Here is a 22,814-nt window from a genome sequence, read left to right as displayed (position 1 = left end):
TACCTCCTATCTAATAATTATTACATCGTTTATATCTTCAACTTCAATCCAATCATACTTAATATTAGTCAACCCTAATACACTTGTGCTATCATAAATTCTAGTAGGGTTATCTGAGATATTTATAATCCAAACATCGCCCTTATGAGATTTTAACATAAAATCATTCTTGCCTTTAATAAATTTAGTCCATGCTTTTACCCTGTCAATATTATCGACTATTCGACCATCAGGGCAATTAATTGTTAAAAGATCAGCAGAGAAAGAACCACTCTCATAATCTGTTACTGTTCTAGTTGTTTTTGGCTTAATACCTGTTCCTGTGTGTACCGCAAGACCAATATTTGATGTAATATCATTATCGGTCATACCTGTTATAAACTCCCAACACTCAGAAATAGCATAATACTTTTTGTTATATTTTGTACCCAAATCGGTTAAAGAGTATATAAACCAACCGTCCTTGTCTACCGATACTTGCTCTGATTTATATGGTTTGTAATCTCCGTAACAAACATAATATTCATAAGTCTGCTTATTGCCAACTGTTGTGTCAAAAAAGCTCTTTGTATTAGTAGTACCAAGAAAAACATAATCTTCTTCATTCACATTACGTCTAAAAATCTTTGCAGTACCACTAAGAGTTGTATTCCATGACAGCATTGCTATACGATTATTAATCATTAGACAATTAAAGTTGTTTACTAAATCACCTAACTCGTTGCCTTGGAACGATACTCTTTTGCTAAAATGATACATTTTATCGTCAAGTGTCATAATCTCACTAACAACACAATATGAATTTCCTGCTTGCATAACATAGAAATCATAGTTGAGTCTGAAATTATAAATTGCAGGACTCTCGCCAATTAATTTCTGTGTTTCACTATAAACAGTAAATTTTGCACCTTTTACAAACTGAGTATTTGCAGGGCAATAAATTATAGCCATTCCAGTAGCAGTATTGTAGTTAGAAATAAAACCATTAATACCCTCGGTAACATGACCCTCTGTTCCACTAGGCTCTACCTCTATAGTAATACACTTATTTACTATATTTTCACCTATACTTTTACCAAGATTGACCTGAGTTGTATCATTTGTGCTGTCCTGAATAGTTCCGTCATAGACTACATTTGAATTAATTGTCTGATACAAATAGTATTTATAATATTTCAAGCCGACATGATTAGGGTGAGTGTACGTTGTTTCACAATGTATTGGTCTAGTAGAATTGTTTTCATTCACTTCAGCCGTAACAATACAATCAGGGTCATTTCTGCATTTTACATAATGCGGTTTATCTATAAAGTAATTAGTAAATATCCTAAATTCAGTGCCTACTGTTGGTGTATTTGTAAAAGCAGATTTCAATGTAACCATGCCTGTTTTGTAGTCATACTTTTCAATAAACCTACGTTCCTCGCCTATCTCCATGTATGCACCACCAACTAGGTAATTTGAACCGTCAGCACGTTCATAATAATAAGCGTCTTTCAAATTGCCTATTTCCTTATTTATATAAAATGATGTTGAAGAACCTGCTCTCTGAACTTTTCCACGGCAGAAATACATATCGTACAAACCAACACCATCTCCATATTGAGTATCATCAGCTATGGTTGTAGGGTCTGTTTGAAAAAGAATGTATTGATATTGGTAATCATGACCGTTCTCTGCAATGTCATTAAAAACCAGTTCATTAACACCGACTTTATCACCATTATAAAAGGTGTTTATGTCACCACCCTTTGGAAAATAAGAGTGATTAACTTCGCCTGTTTTAAGGTTTGTGTACTCGCACAATGCCCAACGCATAGCCGAACCTGCCGTACAATTAAACTGATAACTGAAGTGTGGCGCACGATCATATTCACCATTTGTGTCCTTATGCTTATCTATCTTTACAACCTCATCATCAGGAAATACCAATGTAGGAGTCATAATCATTTTTTTCTTCACCTCTCTTATTTTCCAAAAGATAAGAGCCACTAAATAATTAATGGCTCTTTATTACTTTTGCATTTATTTAATAATTTTTGCCAACTATTCTATCCAAATCAGCCTGTTGCAGATAAGCGTTCATCTGCTCTAAGAATGTTGTGCCGTCTGTTGTATTGACAGTATCAATCTGGAATACAATAGTCTTATTGTTTGTATCATTTCTATTTTGAATGTTATTTGGTGTAGACATTTTTGTCCTTACCAAATCTGTTATACCATTGTAAATCTTATCTCCAATATAATTGACAAGATTATCTGTATTAGCCACAAGGTTGTATAGCTTTCTGCCTTGCTCTGAATTGAAGATAGTTTCAACTGCATTTGGCTTTCCGTGAAGTTGTGCAAATCCTGTATAATCGTCAATACCGCCCGAACGATATGGTTTGATTATGTTAAACTTGCTCTTCAAAGCGTTAAGGATAGCCGTTAATGCACCCTTATTCTTGCCAAGCATAGGATTGGCTAACAGTTCTTGCGAAACCATTTTGCCATACAGCTCAGATTTTAACTGTTCTGCTTGTGCTTCATCAAGTCCTGTGCCAACAGTTTCACCGTCATATTGAACCAAATACAAGCCATTTGATTTAGCTCCCTCAACAGAAATATCAGAATAATCAAGAGCCTCTCTAGCACGTTTTTTACAATCCTCTAAGAACTTGGTTCTACCTTCCATAGTCTGCATTTCTTTTTCAGAAACGTCCGTCAACTGTTTTATGTAATCTTTGTTCTTATTCGTAATATCTGTAACATAGTTTGATAAAGCTTCTTTTTCTTTCTTGTATGCCTCAATTTCTTTGCTTTTAGCCGTTATCTCTTTGTCAACGCTCTCAATTTCCTTTTCAACCTGATCTGAAAGTTGAGAACGATAAGATTGATATTTACTCGCAAAGTCATTAAGAATATTCGTGTCTTGTTGTGCTATCTTATCCGTCCAATTAACACCTAAAATATCTTTAGCAAGCTGTTCATTTTCTGTATCAGTAGAACTATTTATAAGGTCTTGCCACTGTTGTTTATACTTATCCCACAATGAAGTTTCCTTATCACGCTGCTTTTCAAGGTCAGATACACGTTTATCAGCACTAGCCTGTTCATATTCCTGCTGTGCCTTGTTTACTTCCTCGGTATTGGTTTCCAAATGCCAACCACTAGCTTCAGAATAAACATTTACCTTTTTCTTTTTAGCATTTTCAAGATTATTTAGCTTTTCCTGTAAGCCAATAGTATCTTGTTTTTCTTCATTAACAGCTTTAATGGCATCAATTTCAGCATTATATCTGTCCTCAATAGCTGATTTCTGCTCGTCAATATAAGACTCTACTGTGTTTGCAACAGTTTCGTACTGAGAAATAATATTGTCAAGTTGAGTTTTTTGTTCTGTAAGAATATTCTTTTGTTCTTCGAGAACATCTTTCTCGTCCTCGGCTTTATCTATAAGATCATCAAACGTTTCCTCGTAAATTTTCTCAATATCATCTACAGACAGTTTAACTTCAGAAATAGAAGAAGCTACCTCTCCAAGTTTTTCAAGGCTTGAAATAAGGCCTTCCACATTAGCCTTATCATTGCCATTCGGTAAACTATTTGAGAGTTCTTTTAATCTGTCTGTTAATTCTTTAGGGTTTTGTCTTATCAGTTTCTTAACTTCTTCTGTCAGCTTTTCCGTGTTGCCTGAGAACTTAGCTAAGTCAGGATATGATTTAAACAGTTCAACTAAATCACTATCCGAAATACTTCCGTCTTGCAGACTTGTTAAGGTATCTTTAAGTGATTTTGCTTTATTTTGAACTTCGTCAATATCGTCCGTCCACTCAGAAATATCAAAAGTACCTGTTGTCAATTTTGCAGGCAAAGACTCAAAGAAAGTATTGACATAGCTAATTAAATCCTCATCACCATTAGCCAAGTCAATTAATTTGTCCTTGTATTGCTGAGTTAAATCATAAAGCCTATCAACATCATCAATATTTTTATTTGCTACAGCATGACTATAACTTTCAGTAGCTTTCTGAGCTTCATCAAATGCTTTACTAAATTCTTCACTTGTGTTATAGTTTTCAAGTGTTTTCTGAATTTCGTTGTATTTATCAACGGCATTAGAAAGTTTATCATATTCCTCTGTTGTGGTAGCAATTTCTTTTTGCAAATCAGCCAACCACTTGTTACGATTATCGTCTTTTGAAATGTTTGCCCATTTCTCGGATAATTCATCATAAACCTTTTGCATGGTATCAATACGTTCTTGCATTGTACCTGCGAAAAGTAAATTACTATAAGCATTAGTGCTTATACCAACGTTATTATACTTTTTGAGAATTGGTTCAATGTCATTCTTGTAACTGTACCAATCACCATAACCACGAGAGCCGACCTTGTTGATGTCAGCATTAGAATTATAGCCACTAAATAGACCGTCTGATACATAGGCTTGCCCTTTGCCACCGTAATCAGTAGTAAAAAGACCCTTGTTAAAAGAGCTTCCCTCTTTTAATTTCTTTTGTGCTAAATCATAGGCTTCTTTAACACTCAGCTTTCTATCACTATCATCAGGATCAGTAATATCCGACTCTTGATAAAGTTCACTCTCAGCCTTTTCTTTTTTCCACTCTTTGATTTTCTTAATATTTTCAGACATTTTGCCATTAAGCAAGTCAAGGCTCTTAGCTTCATTACCGTACTTGTCAATTAAGTTGTCCTGAATAGTATTCAAATCGTCCTTAACAGTTGACAAGTCATCTGTTGTCGCAACCAAAGTTACATAACGATTTACTAATTCGTTTACTGATTTGTTTTCTTCATCTAATTTGTCAATAGAGTCAGAGAAACTACTTGTAAACTGAGCTAAACTTTCTTTTGCATTATCTGCACCATTGACAATATTATCAAAAAGTGTTATAATCTTATCAATAGCCAAACCTACGAGCAAGCCGACAGCCATATTACCAACAGTTGACAATATTTTCATGCCAGCGGCAGCAAGCTTAGAAGAAGTCGCAACACCCTTTAAAGAAGCAGACAACATTTCTTCTGATACCGCTGCACCATTAGCACTTCTAGCAACATTGAGAGTTGTTTCAGAGCAACCCTTTAAAGCTATTGACTCGGCTTCAGCTACCGATTTACCCTGTGCCAAAAGATTGTTAAACTGACGGACATTTGCTACTTCATTTGCAGGAATTAAAGTTATATCCGATTTATTATGAAGCAAGTTCTTTAAATCTGAAAGTTGTGTTATAGTCTTGCCTAATATACTGATATTAGTCTTGCCACTACTCTCATTTTCAACTGTTTTAAAGACCTTAACAGTTATTCGTTTATAGTTTTGATATAAATTTTAAAGGAGAATAGTTATGACAAATAATCAAGAAAACACAAATAATTTAGCTAACGAAAATACCTCATCTACTAATAATGGAACTACCGAGCAAGTTCATTATTCCATTGGTAGAATTGTATTTGTCATTATATTTTTATTTTTTGCCATTTGGGGGCTGGTTGACAAAATATCTGACATTTCACACTACGAAAAAGACTACAGCCAAGAAGCTTACACAGCAGCTAAATTCTATGTAAATAAACAGTTAAAAGCCCCTGCCACGGCAGATTATCCAATGTATGATAAAAACTTTATTACGCATCATAATGATAGCTACACCGTATCATCTTATGTGGATGCTGAAAATAGTTTTGGTGTTAAGGGCAGATTGTACTATACTGTCACTATGGAACGTGACGGCAAGGATTGGACTAACGTAAATGTTAATTTGAGAGAATAGATAGTGAATACGAGTGTATGAGTGTATGAGTATACACAAGTGTACAAATGGGCAAAAGTAAACAATGTGTGTTCATGTATAACAAAAGCTCCGAGAATATCGGAGCTTTATTTGCATTGTATTCTATTTATTTTTTTGACTTTAACGCTTTGTAGTTTATGCCAATTAAAACATATAGCCTCGCTTTAGGCGAGACTATATGAAACTACATTTGAACTAGACTATTTATTAGTCGCTTGTCTAGTAGCGACAAACATTTGAAGTGTTTGTGGAGAACTAAGGTCTTATTTTATGACTATTCATTTGCTGCGTTCAGTAACTCGTTGTCACCCTTGCCGTTTTCCATTTTAACCTGATCTGACTCAAGCAAAAACTGAACATAATTTTCAAGAATAATATCAATATCGTCTTTATGTAGTTCACCAATTTTTCTTCGGAACTTACTGTTATCCAACGATACAGTTTTGGAAATTCGTGCTACAGACTCATGCTTTAATCCTGCCTCTTGCCAATGAGTAATAGGTACGTCATATTTGTCGGCTTTTCTCACTTCATGACTTGTCACTTTAATTGACAGTACACACAAAGGTTGCACACTCAATATAATAACAGGTCTATCCTTTGAGATATTTTTATCTTCAAAAGGAAAATTGGCATACCACAACTCCCATTGCTTCTTCGCCATTTATGTCACTTCCTATCGTCATCGATTTTTGCATAATTATCGTAGATTTTATCATTCCACTCATCATCTTTGTTTATTGTAGGATTGTGCGGTACATTACTCAGTATAAAATCTAAATTGGCTGTAATAAATTGATTAAACTCCTCAATCGACATCTTAGTATTCTGTACATTTATTGTTTTAGCCATAAATCTCACCTCTAAATTTTAAAATAATTTTATACCTTTGTGTGTAGTTGTTAATTAAAATGAAATACTTATAGTTTAATCTTCAAGTGATTTCCTAATATCTTCGTCCCATGGCTGTCCGTTAAAAGTCGAATGTTTCATCATCTCTCTTGCCTGTTTTTTTATTTTTGAAATAACTGCTGCGGAGGACTTGGAATTAATAAATTCGTCCGCTTTATCTTCTCTAACAACGAAGGCAAGATTTACAGGTTTACTCATAACTGCCATATCTATCAACTCCTCCTTCTTTTTACGTACATTCTTTTTGTTATTAGTTTCTCCCATGCGGTATCACCTCTATTATATTATAGGGGCAAGCACCTAAAATATGCGTATAACTAATAAATTATGCGTAAGAATAATAATTTATGCGTCTAACGCATATTTCTATTATTAGTATACCCATTTTGGGAACTAATGTCAAGCCATATATTGGTTGCATTAACAAACATTGTGTGAATATAAATGTAAAATTTTTATTAACGAACAAATTTAGTGTTGACATACGCAAATGAATAGTGTAAAATAAATCACTATGCAAAATGATTAATAACAGTTTTATCCCACCCTTACTGTTAAAGGGCAAAACTAAATAAATGAGGGATAATTCATTTTTTGAAACGCTATAGGTGTTACCTATAGTTGGAATACACCTTTATCTTGCCACAAGATAGTTACCGTCTACTCTCTGAACCTAGTCCGTATCTCCCGATAGGGGTTGGCTGCTGACCTGACATTTTTAACAACACTTAGCACCTATTATAATAGTATAATAGGCTTTTATCTCAGCATATGTCATCTTTGCTATTGTTTCCGAGTTTCCTCACTCTTATAGTGCCATTGCTATAAGTAGTCGCAAAGCTTTAGCCGTTCCGTTACGATAAATATGTACAAATCTATTATAATTTATAAATATCTACACCATGTCTATTCTCACGAATTAGACTTTCTACTTCATCGTGTCTGATTTTGCCTAAGCTACTCTCATTTGTTATAACACTCTGTAGACTTAAATTCCCCAGTAACGATAGGTACATAGTTATAAAATTCTTTATAGTGAATTATATAACTTTATAATTTGCTAAATTAATTGCTGCGTTTAAATCTCTATCAAGAGTAATACCACAGCTATCACAATGATACACTCTATCAGATAATTTAAGATTTGTATTTATACAGCCACATACAGAACAAGTTTTTGAACTTGGATAGAATGTTGGAACTTCTACAACTTTTATTCCATACATTTCAGCCTTGTATTTTATCTGTCGTTTAAACTCAAAAAGCTTTTCTTCTGCTATTGCTTTTGCAAGATGTTTATTCTTCATCATTCCTGTAATATTTAATGTTTCCATAACTATCTGAAATGGCTTGGTTTTCACTATTTCAGCAGTTGCTTGATGAAGATGATTATTTCTTATACTGTTTATCTTTCTGTTTATGAGTTTGATATAATGAATTTGTTTCTGAATATTTTTACAGCCTTGTAAGGGTGTTCTAAATATAGGTTTTCTGTTATTTGCGTAACCTATAATATTACATTCAATCTTTCTTGAAAGTTTTCGCTGTTCTCTTTTAAGTGTGCGTTTTAATGCTTTTACTCGTTTCGATTTATTAATGTTTTTATAAGTTACACCATTTGAACATATTGCCAAGTTTTTTACACCTAAATCAATACCTAAACTTTCATTAGTTAATTGAACTGATTTTGGCTCAATATTATATACCACTGATAGATACCAATATTTTCCGTCAAATGTAATTCGAGGATTGGCATATTTTTCTCCGTCAGCAAGTTTTGGCAATGGTTCAGAAGTTTTAACAAAACCTAACTTCTCACCTTTAAAACCACCATTTATTCTTGTAAGACTTTCATAATTTACATAAAAAGATTGCTTACTACTTTTCTTTGACTTAAATTTAGGTCTTTTAGACAATCCATTAAAGAAGTTTTTATATGCATTATCAGCATCTTTAACTGCTTGTTTCATAACATTACTACCAACTTCTTTCAACCATTGATGTGTAGTAGGTTTTAAAACATTATTTATATATTTACGCACTTCTCCTTCGCTAATTGTCTTTTTACCAGTTTTACCATTAGAAATATATTCATCATACACTCGTTGTTTTTCAGATAAAAGATAGTTATAAGCCCATCTTGCGACTCCACAACTTTTTCTAAATTGTATCTCTTGTTCTGGAGTTAGTTTAAGACGTACCTTCTTTGTTGTCAACATTATTTTTTACCTCTTCAATTAACCGTTTTGTCTTTTTTGAACCTTGACCGTACAAACGATTAGCAAATGCTGTAATTATTTGTATTAAATCATCTGTGAGTTCTTGCTCTTTAGTATATTCTGTATTATCAATAATCTCTATTTCAACATTATTCAGTTGGCATATATATTCGATCATCTCATAGCCAAACCCCACTAATCTGTCTTTATATAAGATTACTATTTTTGATACATCACGGTTATTAATTCTTTTTAATAATGTTTGTAAACCTTTTTTCTTGTAATTAATTCCTGAACCTATATCTGTTATTATCTCAAACTGATAACCTTTAGCAATCATATATGATTTAACATTATTAATTTGTGTGTTTAAATCATCTTTTTGAGAAAATGTAGACACTCGACAATATCCTATCACAACTTGTTTGACGGTATCATTCTTAAACATTTTTAATTGCTCGGTAGAATAATATCTTGTTCCACCTTTTGATATATGTTCTGGTATTAATTCCCCTGTTTCTTGCATACGTCTTAATGTTGCGGGTGTTATTCCCACTAATTTAGCAAATTTACCTATGCTTAATAATTCCATTTATATCACCTCTATAATGATTATAACACTAAATGATATAAATGTCAATAGATTTTTATAAATTTATTTGATTTGTACATATTTATCTTATTCATATTGGAACGCAACTTCCAATACAGTCTTGTCGTTACCGACAGACCTCTCATGCTTTCACATGAGCGTAGACTATATCTTCATCTATAATATTGCATTATAGAGCCACATTTTTCTTCCACCATAAGCTTGTGGTTTTACTCTCCCTCTAGGAGATAGTCGTTGGGGGTTTTCCATATTATTATATATAACTTAGGAATTTCCCTGCTAAACGTCCATTGTATTAGTCCTTAGCACTAACGTTTCTAATGTGTCACGTTTATCCTCTCATTAGCACTGATTAGCTTTTATTTCAGCATAGACTATTCTTACTATTTTTTCTACTTTCGTACCTCTCAGCTTATCTTTTCAAATTACTGTTTGGGTTGTAAGACTTTAGGAGTTAAAAGCATTTAACGTGGAGTTTGCACCAATTACTTGATACAAAGGGTATTCGTACTATTTATATAAATTTGTCTAAATATTTATAAATTTATACAAACAGTTTGTCTGCCCAGCAATTTGGCAACCTTATTTTAAAACGTGTGTGACCTATGCACATATAGTTTGTGGCTGTGCATAAGTTGGCATCTTTAATAATTGTTTACCTACGTTTTTGAATGATAATCCTGCCATAACGGTAGGAATAAGTGTTTCTAAAACACCGAATTTACTAATTAGATTATCAAGAACATCAATAATTTGTGTTCCACTGGTGATACCGAATTTAACTAAATCACCATTAATCAGAGTAGCTGACAAATTTTCAATACTTGTCTGAAAACCTTGCACTCTTCCTTGAATAGAGTCAAGGTATTTTTCATACTCTGACATAGCAGACCCAGCAGAGCCTATTGAGTCATTAACAATTTTATCCGCTTGACTCATATTCGTAAGCAATGCAGTAATTGTATTGCCTCTTTGCTTCAATTATATTAAAGTAAGTCGCAAATTTACTTATATGTTATATAACATATCCTATGCTTTCACATAGAGCTTAGACTATTTCTTAATCACGTCATTTATGACAGCAATTATACCTTTTCCGTTTAAGGGTTATTCTCCCACTCCATTTGCGATTGAGCCGTACTTCTTTTGTTGCAACTATTCAGGATTTCCACCTTTATTTTATTGTTACAACCCCATATGGGGAATAGTCGTTGAACTTTTACCCTCGACTTAAACTGTCCTATGATCTAGGATAACGTTAGGGTACTTAGCTGCATGAACAGAGATTGTTACTGTACTTAGGCTTTTGACCTTATACAATCCTTACGTTATTTCTGCTTTCGCACCGTCATAATGTAATTTCTTCATTATTGTGGTGTAAGGCTTTACTCATTACCTGCAATTAAATATATTCTTTATGCACATTTCTGTACATTCAGGTAAACTCTACCTGCAATTTTCTCTATGACAGCGGCTTTTGATGTATCAGTAAGGTCGTTCCAAACATTGGCGATACCTTTCATAATTTCATAGGTACTCTTAAAGTTCTGAGAGTCCTTCATTATGTCAAAGCCACCTGTGCCATTTACATTAGTAAGAGCTTTAATATCTTCCCTCAGTTTTGAGGTTGATACTGCCATGCCCTCTGTTGACTCGCCTGCATCTTCTAGTTCTGTTTTCGCTCCACGAAGTCGCATTGACAGAACTTTCAAACTGTTCAATCTGTTACTTTCCCAATTATATTGGTACTGACTACATTAAATATGTAGCGGTTAGTCATTTCTGGCTAACTCTCGTATTTCTTTTTTTATAGGATTATAATACGATGCTCGGACTATATATTACGCCCTGTAATAAGGACGGATAACTTCAATACATATGTTGCCATATATATCCTGTAGTCTCTACGGTTACTCAAAAAAAATTGAGTCTTACCTCGGTCTTAACTATCCTTTAGCCTTTGACCGATATAGTTATCTGCATACTATATATTATTATATAGTCGGGCAATTTGCGTTTACCCGCTTCGGCTGCGTCTCCAGTTATTTCTGTAATGGCTGTACCCATTGCTATTGCTTGGTCTAGTGTATTTCCTGCTACGCTCAGTGAAGATACTGACCTTGATAGCATATCACCAATATCACTTGCTGAAACAGCATACTTGTTTGATATTGCGTTAAACTTATCGACAATATTGATAGACTCATCAACTGTCATGTTATAGCTTTTCATAACTGTTGTTAGGTCTTGTACTGCTGTTGCATTATCTACTTCACCAACAACTGAATAAATGCCTGAGTTTGTGGCAAGTGTTTCAGCTTCATCTAAACTATAACCACGTTTGCCCCATTCTGCGGTTTGAGAAATAAGATCAGATAAATTAATCTTTAAATCTTTAGCCTTTTGACCTATATTATCAAAGAACTCGGCATATTGCTGATTTGTGTTATCAGTAACCTTACGCAATTCTGTCATAGCTGTATCAATGTCTACAACATTATTATAGAACTTAACGGCTTCTCTTGATATGCCTGAAATCACAGTAGTTAAACTCATCCAGCTTGTGAATTTTAAAGCGTCCTCTTTAATCTTATCGAAAAAGCTTAAACCATTCACACCTGCCGCCTGTGCCTCAGAACTCATTGTCCTAAAACTACGATTGATTTTATCAACATTGGCTTTCAAATCGCTCGCAGTTAAATCACTGGCATTAAGCAACTTTTTGAGTGAAGCTATCATATTATCAGTTTCAACCTGATATGTACCGCCATTAAAAGTATTCTTGCTCATGGCTTTAGTATTAGCCTGTTGCCATGTCTGAATTGTGTATATTAACTTTTTAATGTTCTGCTTTGTGGCTTCTATGCTCTGTTGTGATTTGTTGCTAGAAAAACTAGCTTTATAAGCTACATCAGCCCTCTTTAACTCGTTTGTTAGCTCATTGAGTTTAATACGATATTCGTCTAATGCTTTAGGATCACCACCTACATTAGACAAACTTGTTTTTAGCTCATTAAACTTTTCCTGAAACTCTCCATTAAAAATAGGAGACTCTTTCCACTTTGTTTCTAAGGTAGTGAGATTTTGCGTAAGTCTAGCTACATTATTTTCTGTTTTAGTGGAGGTAGCTGACGATTTATCGGCAGACTTAGCTTTTACAATAGCCTGTTCATATTCACCTGTTTTCTTGAGCAAACGTATTTGTTCTTCATATTCCGAAGAAATTAATTTATTTTTTTTCAAATAGCTTTCGGCTGTAGATATTCTGCCCTTTGCATTTTTTATTTGCCTATTTATTTCAACAGTTTCCTCTTTGCCTGCTGAAATACGTTGTTTTTCTAACTTGTTAATTAGCGAAATATTTTCGATAATTTTATTGTATCTACTAGCTTGCTGTTGTGCCTCAGAATTATCAGATTTTTCAAGTAACTGTAAACTCTTTATTTCTGTTTCTGCTTTTTTAACCGAAACAACTAACTCACGATATTCTTCAGACCATTGTTTATTGCGTCCAAAATTCTCCTCGGTATCTTTTACCTTAGTTAATTGAGTGTTTAAACCTTGAATTAAATCCACAATTTCTTGTGGCTGATTTTTCAGCTTAGAAAAGTTATTTGAAATTTCTTGTATTGTGGTAGGCATTTTTGCCAAAGTGTTTTCAGCATTTGTTACTTTATTAAATGAACTTGAAGTAGTATCAAGATTTTGCTTAATCTCGTTTGCAGTAGTTTTAAGAGTATTAAATAAACTATCAACTTCCGCAACGGAGCCACCTTTACCAAGGTTATTAATAGCATTATTAACATCTGCGATTTCCTTAGTAAGTCCTGTTTCAATGCCCGAATTTGATGATTTAAACTCGGAAAGAAGTGTTGTGTATTTTGACTTAGCCTTATCAATATCTGCAATCAGCTTTAAGATACCCTTTTCAGAACTACTACCCGATAGATAGTCAAATGACCCATTTGTTTCGTTCAGAGCATATTTCAGTTTTTCAACTTGACCTGTTAAGCTTGTAACTTCTGCCGTAATTTGAGTAACTTCACCTGAACTATCTTTAGTCCATGAAAATGTCGGATTGCCAAACTGACTCAAAACTTTTCTTGCATTTTCAACAGTTTTAACAATATCTATCTGTCCGTCTTTATTAAAACCCGCCTTGAAAGTTTCTGCAAGAGTTGTGTCAATATTCTGTATCTCATGCTTTATATTTTTAACAGAGCTAGTTACCTGTTTTTCAGCAACCTTTATACTGCTCTGAATAGAAGTTGCATTTAAACCACCAATATCTATTTTTAGATTTTTGCTGATTGTAGCAAGTTGAGATTGAATTTTCTTTTGTGTTTTATTCAAGTCCAACTCACCAATGATTTTAGCATGAGCCTTATTATCATTTGCAAGTACATTATTTAATTTAGGTATATCGTCCTTAACTTTACTTGTGTCAAGTTCCACAGGAACTCGTATTTTTAAATCATCTGCCATTTCACTTCACCTCTATTCCTTGTCTTTTAAGTCCTTGTCTTAAAGCCATAACGTGATATTTGTTATCACTTAAATCCTCTTTTGCGTTATATACAAATGGTCTAGCAACACCATGATACGTCCAGTTTCCAAAATCGTACCCCCAACCAGTTTCAATGATAGGTGCTAATTCTTGACCTGCATTATCTGACTTAATCATTTTCCCCTGTACAAAAATATAAGGGTTAGCCATTGTGTTGTTTTCAACAACCAAAGTGTCACCTTCGATAGAAGAATTAATATTATTAATATCCATTAAACCACCATTATCATATCGTCTTACATATTCATGTGGTACATAACTATCGTAAACATCTCTTTCAATATGATCTAGCATAACAGTGGTAACAACCTCGGTAACATCTGTAAGCAGAGCGTAATCAATTCTTGTTCTTAGTTCTCGCTCTAGTTCTTTAAGGTTTTTTACAACCATTTATTCCTCACCACACAACCACTTTACAACAAGCTTTAAATCCTCGTCAGCTTGCTCCTGAGAAACTTTACTATGTGTTTCTATCGTAACTTTATCACCGTTTTTCAAACCAAGGCTACAAAGACCTATAATTGATTTGCCATTGACCGTTCTATCTGTTGTCAGATTAATCACAGAGGGACGTACCTGTGCAAAATACACAAACCTATGAATATTCCTAGCATTAGGCACTATCCCAAGTGTTATTTCCTGTTCTGCAAAGAACATATTAGTCACCGTCCTTGTTGTTTGAAATTACAATTTTATTTGCCATGTCATTACTATCTTTAAGTGTTTTTAACACTTCATTTAAGCTTTCAGTGTCAATATCTTTCGTAGTAACACTAATCTGTTCTATCATTTCTTTTGCCTTGCTTGCAAGCTCCGTTATAGCTATGTTTGCCATGCTCATAACCTTTTCAGCCGCCTTGTATCTAACATTCATGTCAATACCGCTGTCAATAGCTGCATTAATCATGCTATACTGTGCGTCATCAATCGACTCCCAATCAATATTATTACATTCCCTATCCAGCTCTCCACTATCATAAATCTCTGCAATATCATCTGATGAAAATTTATGTTCTCCGTAAAGAGTGACAACGTAATATTTACGCAAAATTTCTTCATATCCTGCTCCGTACTCAACTGTACCCTTGACTACATTATTTATAAATGCCTGCATTTCCGCAAAACTAAGCTTATTTTTCATTCAATTTTCCTCCGTTTTCTTGCGTTTCTTTTCTGCGTTTCTCAGTTTCTTACACTCATCATAATCAATCCACCCACCAAACTTTTTAGCATAAGTAATCCACTTATATGTAATGTCTGGATAGCAATACCAAAACAATTTACGTTTAAGTATTGCCACTGAGTCTGGCATACCTTTTGTATCTATAACTTCAGTGACACCATTTTTATAAGTAACCACGAAATCAGCGACATATTTAATTGGCAACACAGTTTTGCCATCGTGAACGAACTTCGGTTGCAGTTCATATGGTTTCTGTAACTCATACGAAATCACTTCACCGCTTTCCACTAAAGGACAAAGTACGTCACGATAATATTTCATTTCTAACACTGAGTCAAAAATAATACCATTATAACTACGTTTTGATTTGTCTTTATCTACATTAAACTTACTTCTATCTGTCATTTCTACCTCTTTATAAAAAAAATAAGGGCGGTCAATACTTATCATAATAACCGCCCTTTCTATTTTATTTAGTTTTTTTATTTATTGTACTATTTTTAAGGTTTGTAATATCAGCCAAAACATTATAGACCGACTCTTTATAATCTTTCTTTTTTAATGTTTCGGAAGTAATACCAATATTGGCAAGAAGTTTTCTTGCTTCAACCTTGGAAATGACTTCGTGCATATATTCTTCTATGATTAAATATAATTGATAACAAGATGGTGTGTCCACATATCTCCTCCAACTATTTATTTTATTACATTTATTACACGCATAATATCCATTACCACAAATAATACATTCATGGTTGTTTTCCATAAATTAATCCTCTGGAATAACAAATCTCAGAAGCTGACCCTCGTCACTACAATAGTCCTTCAGAGAGTCAATAGTAAATGGGAAGTCGCCTGTTTTGTCAAGCGGTATCTGAGTCTCAGGAGAAAGCTGTGAAGATGCCACGACAACCCAACCATGATATTCAATATTTTTATCACAAATATCTGTAAAGATTGATTCAAGCCAAAATTCACCTGATTTTGGCATATCATTCGTACTCTTTGTAATGTCAACTGCATTTTCAGACTCATATGTATAATATACCTGAATAGTCATTCCTTCCTTGATAGCAGTATCTGTCGGAAGTGTAATTTCTTTCTTAGCCGCATCAAGTGAAAATTCCTTTTCTGAATTTACCGCTGCATATTTGTAAGAAGCAACCTGTTCCTTCCTTTCATTGAGCAGATAAATGAATGATATTCCACCCACAGGAACTTTACTCAGAGTAATCTTTGTTATGTCGCTACCCACCTTAATCTTCTCTCTTTTAGGAATGAGAATTTTGTTAGTAGAACTTGCAACGTTCTTTTCTGTACCCCACTGAGCAGCAAGAAGTGACAGCGTAAGGAACGATGTATTACCTGTAATCTGAACTGTATCAGCATCATAGTATTTTGCAATTACCGCACCTGTTGCATCTGTCTTATCCTGTGAAGTAGCATTGGTCTGAATGTTTACGTCTTTCAAATCTTCAAGAGTCCAAAACAGCACTCCGTCAGTAGGCGAAAACATCTGACCTGAAATAGCTTGTTTAAAAAGCAATTTGTCTGGATTAAACATATTATTTCCTCCTTTATTTTCTATTGTTTCCGTTACCATGTACGGAAACAATTTAATTCTTCTCTATTCTTAATGTCCTTATAATAAAAAGTACCGCTATACAAACCTGTGGTAAGTTTCTGTGCTTGATTTATGATTTGATTTCTTAAAAGACAATCATAAAAAACATTAATAGGTAACGACCAAACCGTGTCCCAGTTGTATTTAAACCCTTCAATATTTGTTAATGTTGAAATATATGGCAACAAAATAGAACGAAATTCTTTTTCTTGATACTCACCCCTAGCTAATTGTCTTTCAAGCTTGTCTAATTCATATTGCAATCTCCATTTTCGGGTGTGTTCATTTCCGTCTTTAATATTGTTATCAGCGATATTAAGCATTTTCCTGAAATATTCAGTAAGCAGTTCATAATCTGCTTTACCTATTTGAATATTATTGTAAACATCAAATAAAATAATATCACCGCTATTCGTGTCAATATAGCGTTTCATCTTACCAAAATCAATATTACGGATTATAAATGAAACATCAGTTAGCAAATGATTTTCGACAATATCACAAAACAAGTCAAAACTATCTACTGAGTTAAAATCAATACCCTTGCTCCAAAGATATAGCCTTCTATCATATGGAGTTGAAATTATGTCAGACACAATGACCCAAAACTGTTTTTCACCTAGTTTTGACTCGTCTGAAATCTCGTCCAAAGTTGGGTTGTGAATTTCAAACTTGCCTAACATAAATGTTTCTTTTTTATTACGATAAATCGAAAGCTCGTCCATAACTAATTACCTTCACATGGATTTATCGTAAGTTCTTCACCTTGAAATATTAAGGTACGCCTTTTATAAACAGGTGACAAATTATCTGGTACGTCCGAAATAAGTTGTATTCTATTGCCACTCCAACCATCTGAGTTGTTAAATAACTGACCTAACAATTCAGACACATAATCCATTCTAGTTTTGGAAATACCAGCTTTGTTAAGTCTCATTTTATCTTGGTGACAAATTATTTGGATTATCATTTGGGGATAACCCTTAAATGCTCCCCATATTACTTTCGGAACTGAAACTTCAATGTTAAGATACAATTCTACATTAGTTTGAGTGTAAGGTATATATAAAAAAGGGTATATATTAGAATACACAATATTTTCTAGTTCTTCATCGTCCTTTTCAAATAAATCTAATATATTATCTTGTGATAATATCATAGAAATAGCTTTATTTTTCCACTCCGATATAACAGAATTTATTGGCATTTTACACACCTCCCACTATATTAATTAACAATTCAGACAAAACATCATCAACTGTACAAACCAATTTAAAAGAGCTACCGATTAAAGTATTGTTGTTTAAACACTTTATCTTTACCTTATTTTCATTTACTATCATGGTAATAAAATCTTGTTGTTTATCAAGTAATTTCAAAGACCAAGTGACACTCTTATCTGTTTTTGCAGTAAATGTTTTTACTGTACCACCACAACGAATTTCTGCATTGCCACTGTAAGATATTTCAACAGGTTTGGTTGCATTATTGGGCTTAAAGTAGTCACATAGCATAAGGTCAATTCTATCTGTCTGCGGATTGTATTGACTCTCTGACAAGATAATGTGCATACATCTGCCATTTCCAAAAGAAAAGCTGACAGTATCAGGTCTAGTAATTCTGTAAGGTGTAGGCTCTTTCTCATTATAATCAATGAAAAAACGCTTATCATGAGGAAAATATTTCGTTTCCTCGTCAAGCGAAATGTACATCATCAACTGATCGTAGCCAATGGTAATTATTTTTGTCTCATTTGTGCCTGAATTATACTGTGAAGCATTTTGAATATTACACGGCTTATAGTGAACTATGCCGTTTTCGTCTTGCCACTTAATAACGTAATTACACAAGTACAAAATAGATTTTTCATACAACTTGTTATTTGTAGGCTCGGTCAATATTAGCCAAATCTTATTATCGTATTTAATGTACTTATAGTCCGATATTGTACTAATATAAGTCAAAACCTGTCTTTGCCAAGCTTGTGTTGGCGTGTCAGGTATTTCATTCTGAATTATGCCCTTTGTAGCAAATTCATTTTCAAAATTCTCACCGTTGAACACTCCACTGCACAGAATAATATCATCTTCAATAACACTATCCTCTAAAACGTCATTAAAAGACATTTCACTATCAAACAACAAATCTGGTTTTTCAGAACCTTCCGTATAATACGGTTGCTGAATTATGTACCATTCTTTACTCATTCAACCACCTCAATTATACGCAGTGTCTTTAAGTTGCTCATAAAGGTCAACTATTTTAAAGTTCACCCAATCAATCTCAACTTTAGCTTGTCTTTTGTCACCCTCTGAGTTGTTTATTGATAAATCCTTAGAAACTATGTTGCTACGTTTGACAATTTTACTATATTGTCTTTCACAATAAAATCTCTTTATTGTATAGCCCAATATATTAACAACTATCTGATTTAAAACAATATCGTTTCCGTCAATATCAGTAAATATTCTTTTCTCATTATTAAAGCAAAGTTGACTAATTTGAGTTGAAAACTCGCCACAAGCCATTTTAAACCACTGAAAAACAAGGTCGTCACTTAACGCAACCCTTTCAAGAAATGTGGACTCAAAAACAGCGACCACATCTTCATAGGTAGTAGCCATTTTAACCACACCCTTTCTTAAAACTTATAGCCTGAAATATTTTCTATTTCGTTACGCTTATAAACTGCCACATTGTCAATTCCAACTTCTTTGGCAAGTGGAATAATCATTTTCTTATCGCCTTCAGTAACTACAAGTCTTGAGAGTTCAGCCATAAAATCGGCTTTATTGCTAATGCCAAGAAGTGCCTTTACACTGTTAATATCAAGAATAACAGGTTCATTATTATCATTCTCGTCAAGTGAAAAAACGTATCTTCTTATATCCTCGTCAAGAATTTTCAGATAAGCATTATTGCCAAAGCCATCAGTACCACAGAACATTCCATTACCTTCCTGTATCTGAGCCATAACCTCTCCAACATTAAGCTGTGCAAATTTCTTTGCATTTGGTGGAATAGTAATATCTCTTTGTGTTTCCACAGCCCTAAAACCCAATTCCCAATTACGAGTGTTTTCAAGAAACACTCTATCGGTAAGCTGAATTTCCCTTTTAGACTTTACTTCTGTAATATCGTTATTAATTGTGGCAGTAGTTGTATTTTTTCTTACATTTGCCAAATTTTTAATCTTCCTTTCAAATATAATAATAATGTGGCAAGAGCTTACACCCTCGCCACATCAATAATTATTATGTAATTAACCCTGCTTTGTAAGCAGACCAATTTCAAATTCTCTACCCTTTACAACGTCAGCACCAAGCTCCATATCGAAACGTGTCTTTACCGTACCTGTCTCAACATCATTGCCTGTCATAGTTGTAATACCGCCACGTCTGAAGATATTTACTGGAGAATTTGCTCCCTGTGCAATAAACCACAGATCGTTTGGATTGTAGTATGTGTCAAAACCTGACTTGTCAGCAAGTGGCTTTGTGAAGTTATATGGGTTCTCAAGTTCAATAAGAGCTGAACCCTTATAGAAGCCATTCAGACCCGTTCTAGCAATCTCATCTACCTGTGTAGCGTTGAAGAATGGGATTGGTGTAGAACCAACTGTCTTATAACCGTTCCAATCGCAGATACCAGAAATAAGTGAGAAATCACCTGCAATACCAACCTTGCCAAGCTTTCTAACCTTATTTATCATACCGTCAACCTGTGCCTGAGTTGGAGCAGAGTCATACTCGCCATAGAACTTTACATATTCAGTGTTATTCTTCAGTGCAGACTTGATAACATCAAACACATAAGCAACACCCTTATTGTTCATGTCGGTCTGTACCTGTGCCATTTCCTCTGCTACAGTACCAGCAAAATTACCAGAAGCAAGCTCACGATAATCAATAGCCATACCAGAAGAAATTGTCTGAGTTACGATTGGGTACTCTACCCACTTTCTACCTGCAAAACCGACATCAGAACCAGAAGCCTGAAGTCTGGCATCAAGACCCTCATAAGAATAAGTCTTAACTCTTGGCTGCTCATCATAGCCAATCTCACGATAGTTACCAAGGAAATTAAATACCTTTGTTGCCTCGAGAAGCCTTGGCTGTATAATATACTTTACAATAGTATTAATCTCTGCAACTGCTCTGCTATCGCCTGCAAGTGCCTGTTCACCAAGCTTTGAAATTCTTGAACGTACTGCGTCTACCTTCTGACCGTACTTTGATGTATCTTTGCCTGCAAAAAGAGCAGAACAAATCTCAACTACTTCGTTGAAAGCCTTTGCGTTCTTGACAGCAACCTCAGACTTATTCAGATTATTAAGTTCAAAAGAAGTATTAATCATTATTAAAACACCGTCCTTTATTTTACATTCATTAATTAAGCGTGTACAACGACTCTAAGTCCGTTACCGCCAAAACTTGTCTTTTCCACAATTTCAAGATACTCTGCATAATCAGAAACATCAGCACTCTTAGCCCACTTACCATCAGTACCAACTACAAGCTTGTCACCTACTGCGAGTGTATTGTAAGCTGTTGTTACAACTGCATCGTCCATATCAAAAAGATGTCCTGCAAGAGAAGCAAGAGTAAAAATGCGTGGAAACTCACCAACCTCAATTCTATAATCATTTGGAGTGAGTGTCTCAGGCTTATCAATTCTGTTCATTACAACTGCAAGACCAGTCTGCTTTGCTGTTGTTGCGGTTGGCAGAGCAACAGCCTTTGTTTTAAGATCATATGTAACAGCCATGCCGTTCTCAAGAACAACAGGTGTCTTGAGATAGCCAAAATTCTGCGCTACCTTGAAATCACCAATATTTGCAAATTTAATCATTTAAAATTCCTCCAATCGTATTTTTTTATACAAACAGATTATCAATATCGAGTTTATCATTCTTATCGTCATCGTTGTCGGTATCTACGCAACCAAATATGTCAGCGGCAAAATTGTTCTGAGAATTAATCTCAACAGCCATTGCCTTTTCCTTCTTCTTTGTCTCAGCACCGATACAAGCGTTGATTTCTGTAACAATATCGTTTACCTCGATACCACAACCCATAGGATCTGCGTTAAACTTGTCAAGCTTATCCTTAGCCATGTTCTTTTCATCGTCTGAAAAATCTCCAAGAGCTGAATTGAGTTCTGCAATCTTTGCAGACTTTTTAAGTTCATTCAATTCTGCTTTCATTGTTTCAACGAGTCCGTTAAGTTCATTAATCTTCTCGTCTTTCTGACAAGCATTTGTTTCGGCTGTTGCCTTTTCATCTGTAAGAGTTGCTATCTCGGCATCTTTTGTAAAAATAATCTCATTCATTTCAGCAATCTTACTCTCATAATCTGCATTTTTAGTATTGAGTTCAGTAATCTTATTCTCAACAGCAGAAATAATCTGATTAAGTGTCTTTTCGTCCACTTTCTCGTCCTCCTTTATCTTTTGATTTAGTTCTATCAGTATTGCACTATCGTCACTAGGCTCGACAGTTAAAATGCAATATCCACTATAGTCATAAACTTTTGGTACTCTACCTTTTTCGACAGGCTCTCCGTCATACACTATTTTGTTTTTGCCCTTACCAACAAATTCAACAGAACCATATATTGTATCACCATCATTAATTTTGTTTTCAAGCCATTCAACAAAATGTGGATAACGTTGCTGATTAATATAACCCTCGGCAATAAGAACTTTATGTTTTTCACCATTAATCTGAATATCTTCAATAGACCAACCATCAGCAGAACCTACTTGAACAGAATTTTCAAATAATGGCATATTGCCGTCTTGACCTGTCATTCCATGGTCGTATGGAATATCTTTTTCACTATCCAAAAATGTTGCACAAATAGGCATACCAATAATACTATCTGCGTTATCTC

At 34.2% G+C, this 22,814-nt stretch carries 25 protein-coding genes; 1 reads left to right on the top strand and 24 read right to left on the bottom strand.

The features are described from left to right. Nucleotides 1-6: 6 nt before the first annotated feature. Nucleotides 7-1,962: a hypothetical protein gene (locus OCV57_RS00520; RefSeq protein WP_267300179.1), complete on the bottom strand. Its 1,956-nt coding sequence runs from the start codon at nt 1,960-1,962 to the stop codon at nt 7-9. A gap of 67 nt (nt 1,963-2,029) precedes the next feature. Continuing rightward, nucleotides 2,030-5,212: a coiled-coil domain-containing protein gene (locus OCV57_RS00515; RefSeq protein WP_267300178.1), complete on the bottom strand. Its 3,183-nt coding sequence runs from the start codon at nt 5,210-5,212 to the stop codon at nt 2,030-2,032. A gap of 142 nt (nt 5,213-5,354) precedes the next feature. Here OCV57_RS00515 and OCV57_RS00510 point away from each other — a divergent pair, with 142 nt between their 5' ends. Beyond that, nucleotides 5,355-5,780 carry a hypothetical protein gene (locus tag OCV57_RS00510; protein WP_267300177.1) on the top strand — a complete coding sequence of 142 codons (426 nt, stop codon included), beginning with the start codon at nt 5,355-5,357 and terminating at the stop codon, nt 5,778-5,780. A gap of 295 nt (nt 5,781-6,075) precedes the next feature. On the opposite strand, the gene OCV57_RS00505 is transcribed toward OCV57_RS00510, so the two are convergent. From OCV57_RS00505 to OCV57_RS00400, 22 genes are all read right to left on the bottom strand, one after another. Then, entirely contained in the window at nt 6,076-6,465 is a 390-nt protein-coding gene (locus OCV57_RS00505; protein WP_267300175.1) for a type II toxin-antitoxin system PemK/MazF family toxin, read from the bottom strand. A gap of 5 nt (nt 6,466-6,470) precedes the next feature. After that, complete coding sequence (locus OCV57_RS00500) at nt 6,471-6,653, bottom strand: hypothetical protein (protein ID WP_267300173.1); 183 nt, start codon at nt 6,651-6,653, stop codon at nt 6,471-6,473. A 75-nt stretch (nt 6,654-6,728) separates the two neighbouring features. Continuing rightward, nucleotides 6,729-6,977: a hypothetical protein gene (locus OCV57_RS00495; RefSeq protein WP_267300171.1), complete on the bottom strand. Its 249-nt coding sequence runs from the start codon at nt 6,975-6,977 to the stop codon at nt 6,729-6,731. 776 nt (nt 6,978-7,753) lie between these two features. Further along, nucleotides 7,754-8,932 carry an RNA-guided endonuclease InsQ/TnpB family protein gene (locus OCV57_RS00490; protein WP_117939339.1) on the bottom strand — a complete coding sequence of 393 codons (1,179 nt, stop codon included), beginning with the start codon at nt 8,930-8,932 and terminating at the stop codon, nt 7,754-7,756. Continuing rightward, entirely contained in the window at nt 8,904-9,524 is a 621-nt protein-coding gene (locus OCV57_RS00485; protein ID WP_117939338.1) for an IS607 family transposase, read from the bottom strand. Before OCV57_RS00485 ends, OCV57_RS00490 begins: the two co-directional genes overlap by 29 nt. A gap of 624 nt (nt 9,525-10,148) precedes the next feature. Next, the gene (locus OCV57_RS00480) at nt 10,149-10,526 is read right to left on the bottom strand and encodes a phage tail tape measure protein (protein ID WP_147339958.1); all 378 of its coding nucleotides are present in this window, start codon (nt 10,524-10,526) and stop codon (nt 10,149-10,151) included. 434 nt (nt 10,527-10,960) lie between these two features. After that, complete coding sequence (locus OCV57_RS00475; protein WP_117939336.1) at nt 10,961-11,266, bottom strand: hypothetical protein; 306 nt, start codon at nt 11,264-11,266, stop codon at nt 10,961-10,963. 232 nt (nt 11,267-11,498) lie between these two features. After that, on the bottom strand, nt 11,499-14,030 hold the full coding sequence (locus OCV57_RS00470; RefSeq protein ID WP_267300169.1) for a phage tail tape measure protein: 2,532 nt from the start codon (nt 14,028-14,030) through the stop codon (nt 11,499-11,501). Nucleotide 14,031: 1 nt separating this feature from the next. After that, complete coding sequence (locus tag OCV57_RS00465) at nt 14,032-14,502, bottom strand: hypothetical protein (RefSeq protein ID WP_267300160.1); 471 nt, start codon at nt 14,500-14,502, stop codon at nt 14,032-14,034. After that, nucleotides 14,503-14,769 carry an HPr family phosphocarrier protein gene (locus OCV57_RS00460; protein ID WP_267300158.1) on the bottom strand — a complete coding sequence of 89 codons (267 nt, stop codon included), beginning with the start codon at nt 14,767-14,769 and terminating at the stop codon, nt 14,503-14,505. Nucleotide 14,770: 1 nt separating this feature from the next. Next, nucleotides 14,771-15,253, bottom strand: a complete 483-nt coding sequence (locus OCV57_RS00455) for a hypothetical protein (protein WP_267300157.1) — start codon at nt 15,251-15,253, stop codon at nt 14,771-14,773. Then, nucleotides 15,254-15,745, bottom strand: coding sequence for a DUF1064 domain-containing protein (locus OCV57_RS00450; RefSeq protein ID WP_267300154.1), 492 nt, complete (start codon nt 15,743-15,745; stop codon nt 15,254-15,256). Nucleotides 15,746-15,764: 19 nt separating this feature from the next. After that, nucleotides 15,765-16,061, bottom strand: coding sequence for a hypothetical protein (locus OCV57_RS00445; RefSeq protein WP_267300152.1), 297 nt, complete (start codon nt 16,059-16,061; stop codon nt 15,765-15,767). A gap of 3 nt (nt 16,062-16,064) precedes the next feature. Further along, nucleotides 16,065-16,859 (bottom strand): hypothetical protein, encoded by a 795-nt coding sequence (locus tag OCV57_RS00440; RefSeq protein ID WP_118159597.1) that lies wholly within the window; start codon nt 16,857-16,859, stop codon nt 16,065-16,067. A gap of 32 nt (nt 16,860-16,891) precedes the next feature. Continuing rightward, nucleotides 16,892-17,644 (bottom strand): hypothetical protein, encoded by a 753-nt coding sequence (locus OCV57_RS00435; protein ID WP_267300151.1) that lies wholly within the window; start codon nt 17,642-17,644, stop codon nt 16,892-16,894. A 2-nt stretch (nt 17,645-17,646) separates the two neighbouring features. Further along, on the bottom strand, nt 17,647-18,126 hold the full coding sequence (locus OCV57_RS00430; RefSeq protein WP_267300150.1) for a hypothetical protein: 480 nt from the start codon (nt 18,124-18,126) through the stop codon (nt 17,647-17,649). 1 nt (nt 18,127) lies between these two features. Beyond that, nucleotides 18,128-19,126 (bottom strand): hypothetical protein, encoded by a 999-nt coding sequence (locus OCV57_RS00425; protein WP_267300149.1) that lies wholly within the window; start codon nt 19,124-19,126, stop codon nt 18,128-18,130. Between the two features lie 9 nt (nt 19,127-19,135). After that, complete coding sequence (locus OCV57_RS00420) at nt 19,136-19,543, bottom strand: hypothetical protein (protein ID WP_267300148.1); 408 nt, start codon at nt 19,541-19,543, stop codon at nt 19,136-19,138. Nucleotides 19,544-19,560: 17 nt separating this feature from the next. Further along, nucleotides 19,561-20,103 (bottom strand): hypothetical protein, encoded by a 543-nt coding sequence (locus OCV57_RS00415; protein ID WP_267300147.1) that lies wholly within the window; start codon nt 20,101-20,103, stop codon nt 19,561-19,563. Between the two features lie 78 nt (nt 20,104-20,181). Then, on the bottom strand, nt 20,182-21,276 hold the full coding sequence (locus OCV57_RS00410; RefSeq protein WP_267300146.1) for a hypothetical protein: 1,095 nt from the start codon (nt 21,274-21,276) through the stop codon (nt 20,182-20,184). Between the two features lie 35 nt (nt 21,277-21,311). Next, nucleotides 21,312-21,770: a hypothetical protein gene (locus OCV57_RS00405; protein WP_267300145.1), complete on the bottom strand. Its 459-nt coding sequence runs from the start codon at nt 21,768-21,770 to the stop codon at nt 21,312-21,314. A gap of 25 nt (nt 21,771-21,795) precedes the next feature. After that, the gene (locus OCV57_RS00400; protein WP_267300144.1) at nt 21,796-22,788 is read right to left on the bottom strand and encodes a coiled-coil domain-containing protein; all 993 of its coding nucleotides are present in this window, start codon (nt 22,786-22,788) and stop codon (nt 21,796-21,798) included. Nucleotides 22,789-22,814 lie beyond the last annotated feature (26 nt).

The organism is Hominimerdicola aceti, assembly GCF_025567495.1.
GTDB classification, from domain to species: domain Bacteria; phylum Bacillota; class Clostridia; order Oscillospirales; family Ruminococcaceae; genus Hominimerdicola; species Hominimerdicola aceti.
This window is presented reverse-complemented; position numbering and strand designations above follow the sequence as displayed.

What these genes read in the sequence shown, in the direction of transcription:
- OCV57_RS00510 (WP_267300177.1), top strand. Translation starts at nt 5,355, where the DNA reads ATGACAAATAATCAAGAAAACACAAATAATTTAGCTAACGAAAATACC.
- OCV57_RS00505 (WP_267300175.1), bottom strand. Translation starts at nt 6,465, where the DNA reads ATGGCGAAGAAGCAATGGGAGTTGTGGTATGCCAATTTTCCTTTTGAA.
- OCV57_RS00500 (WP_267300173.1), bottom strand. Translation starts at nt 6,653, where the DNA reads ATGGCTAAAACAATAAATGTACAGAATACTAAGATGTCGATTGAGGAG.
- OCV57_RS00495 (WP_267300171.1), bottom strand. Translation starts at nt 6,977, where the DNA reads ATGGGAGAAACTAATAACAAAAAGAATGTACGTAAAAAGAAGGAGGAG.
- OCV57_RS00490 (WP_117939339.1), bottom strand. Translation starts at nt 8,932, where the DNA reads ATGTTGACAACAAAGAAGGTACGTCTTAAACTAACTCCAGAACAAGAG.
- OCV57_RS00485 (WP_117939338.1), bottom strand. Translation starts at nt 9,524, where the DNA reads ATGGAATTATTAAGCATAGGTAAATTTGCTAAATTAGTGGGAATAACA.
- OCV57_RS00470 (WP_267300169.1), bottom strand. Translation starts at nt 14,030, where the DNA reads ATGGCAGATGATTTAAAAATACGAGTTCCTGTGGAACTTGACACAAGT.
- OCV57_RS00465 (WP_267300160.1), bottom strand. Translation starts at nt 14,502, where the DNA reads ATGGTTGTAAAAAACCTTAAAGAACTAGAGCGAGAACTAAGAACAAGA.
- OCV57_RS00460 (WP_267300158.1), bottom strand. Translation starts at nt 14,769, where the DNA reads ATGTTCTTTGCAGAACAGGAAATAACACTTGGGATAGTGCCTAATGCT.
- OCV57_RS00455 (WP_267300157.1), bottom strand. Translation starts at nt 15,253, where the DNA reads ATGAAAAATAAGCTTAGTTTTGCGGAAATGCAGGCATTTATAAATAAT.
- OCV57_RS00450 (WP_267300154.1), bottom strand. Translation starts at nt 15,745, where the DNA reads ATGATAAGTATTGACCGCCCTTATTTTTTTTATAAAGAGGTAGAAATG.
- OCV57_RS00445 (WP_267300152.1), bottom strand. Translation starts at nt 16,061, where the DNA reads ATGGAAAACAACCATGAATGTATTATTTGTGGTAATGGATATTATGCG.
- OCV57_RS00440 (WP_118159597.1), bottom strand. Translation starts at nt 16,859, where the DNA reads ATGTTTAATCCAGACAAATTGCTTTTTAAACAAGCTATTTCAGGTCAG.
- OCV57_RS00435 (WP_267300151.1), bottom strand. Translation starts at nt 17,644, where the DNA reads ATGGACGAGCTTTCGATTTATCGTAATAAAAAAGAAACATTTATGTTA.
- OCV57_RS00430 (WP_267300150.1), bottom strand. Translation starts at nt 18,126, where the DNA reads ATGCCAATAAATTCTGTTATATCGGAGTGGAAAAATAAAGCTATTTCT.
- OCV57_RS00425 (WP_267300149.1), bottom strand. Translation starts at nt 19,126, where the DNA reads ATGAGTAAAGAATGGTACATAATTCAGCAACCGTATTATACGGAAGGT.
- OCV57_RS00420 (WP_267300148.1), bottom strand. Translation starts at nt 19,543, where the DNA reads ATGGCTACTACCTATGAAGATGTGGTCGCTGTTTTTGAGTCCACATTT.
- OCV57_RS00410 (WP_267300146.1), bottom strand. Translation starts at nt 21,276, where the DNA reads ATGATTAATACTTCTTTTGAACTTAATAATCTGAATAAGTCTGAGGTT.
- OCV57_RS00405 (WP_267300145.1), bottom strand. Translation starts at nt 21,770, where the DNA reads ATGATTAAATTTGCAAATATTGGTGATTTCAAGGTAGCGCAGAATTTT.
- OCV57_RS00400 (WP_267300144.1), bottom strand. Translation starts at nt 22,788, where the DNA reads ATGCCTATTTGTGCAACATTTTTGGATAGTGAAAAAGATATTCCATAC.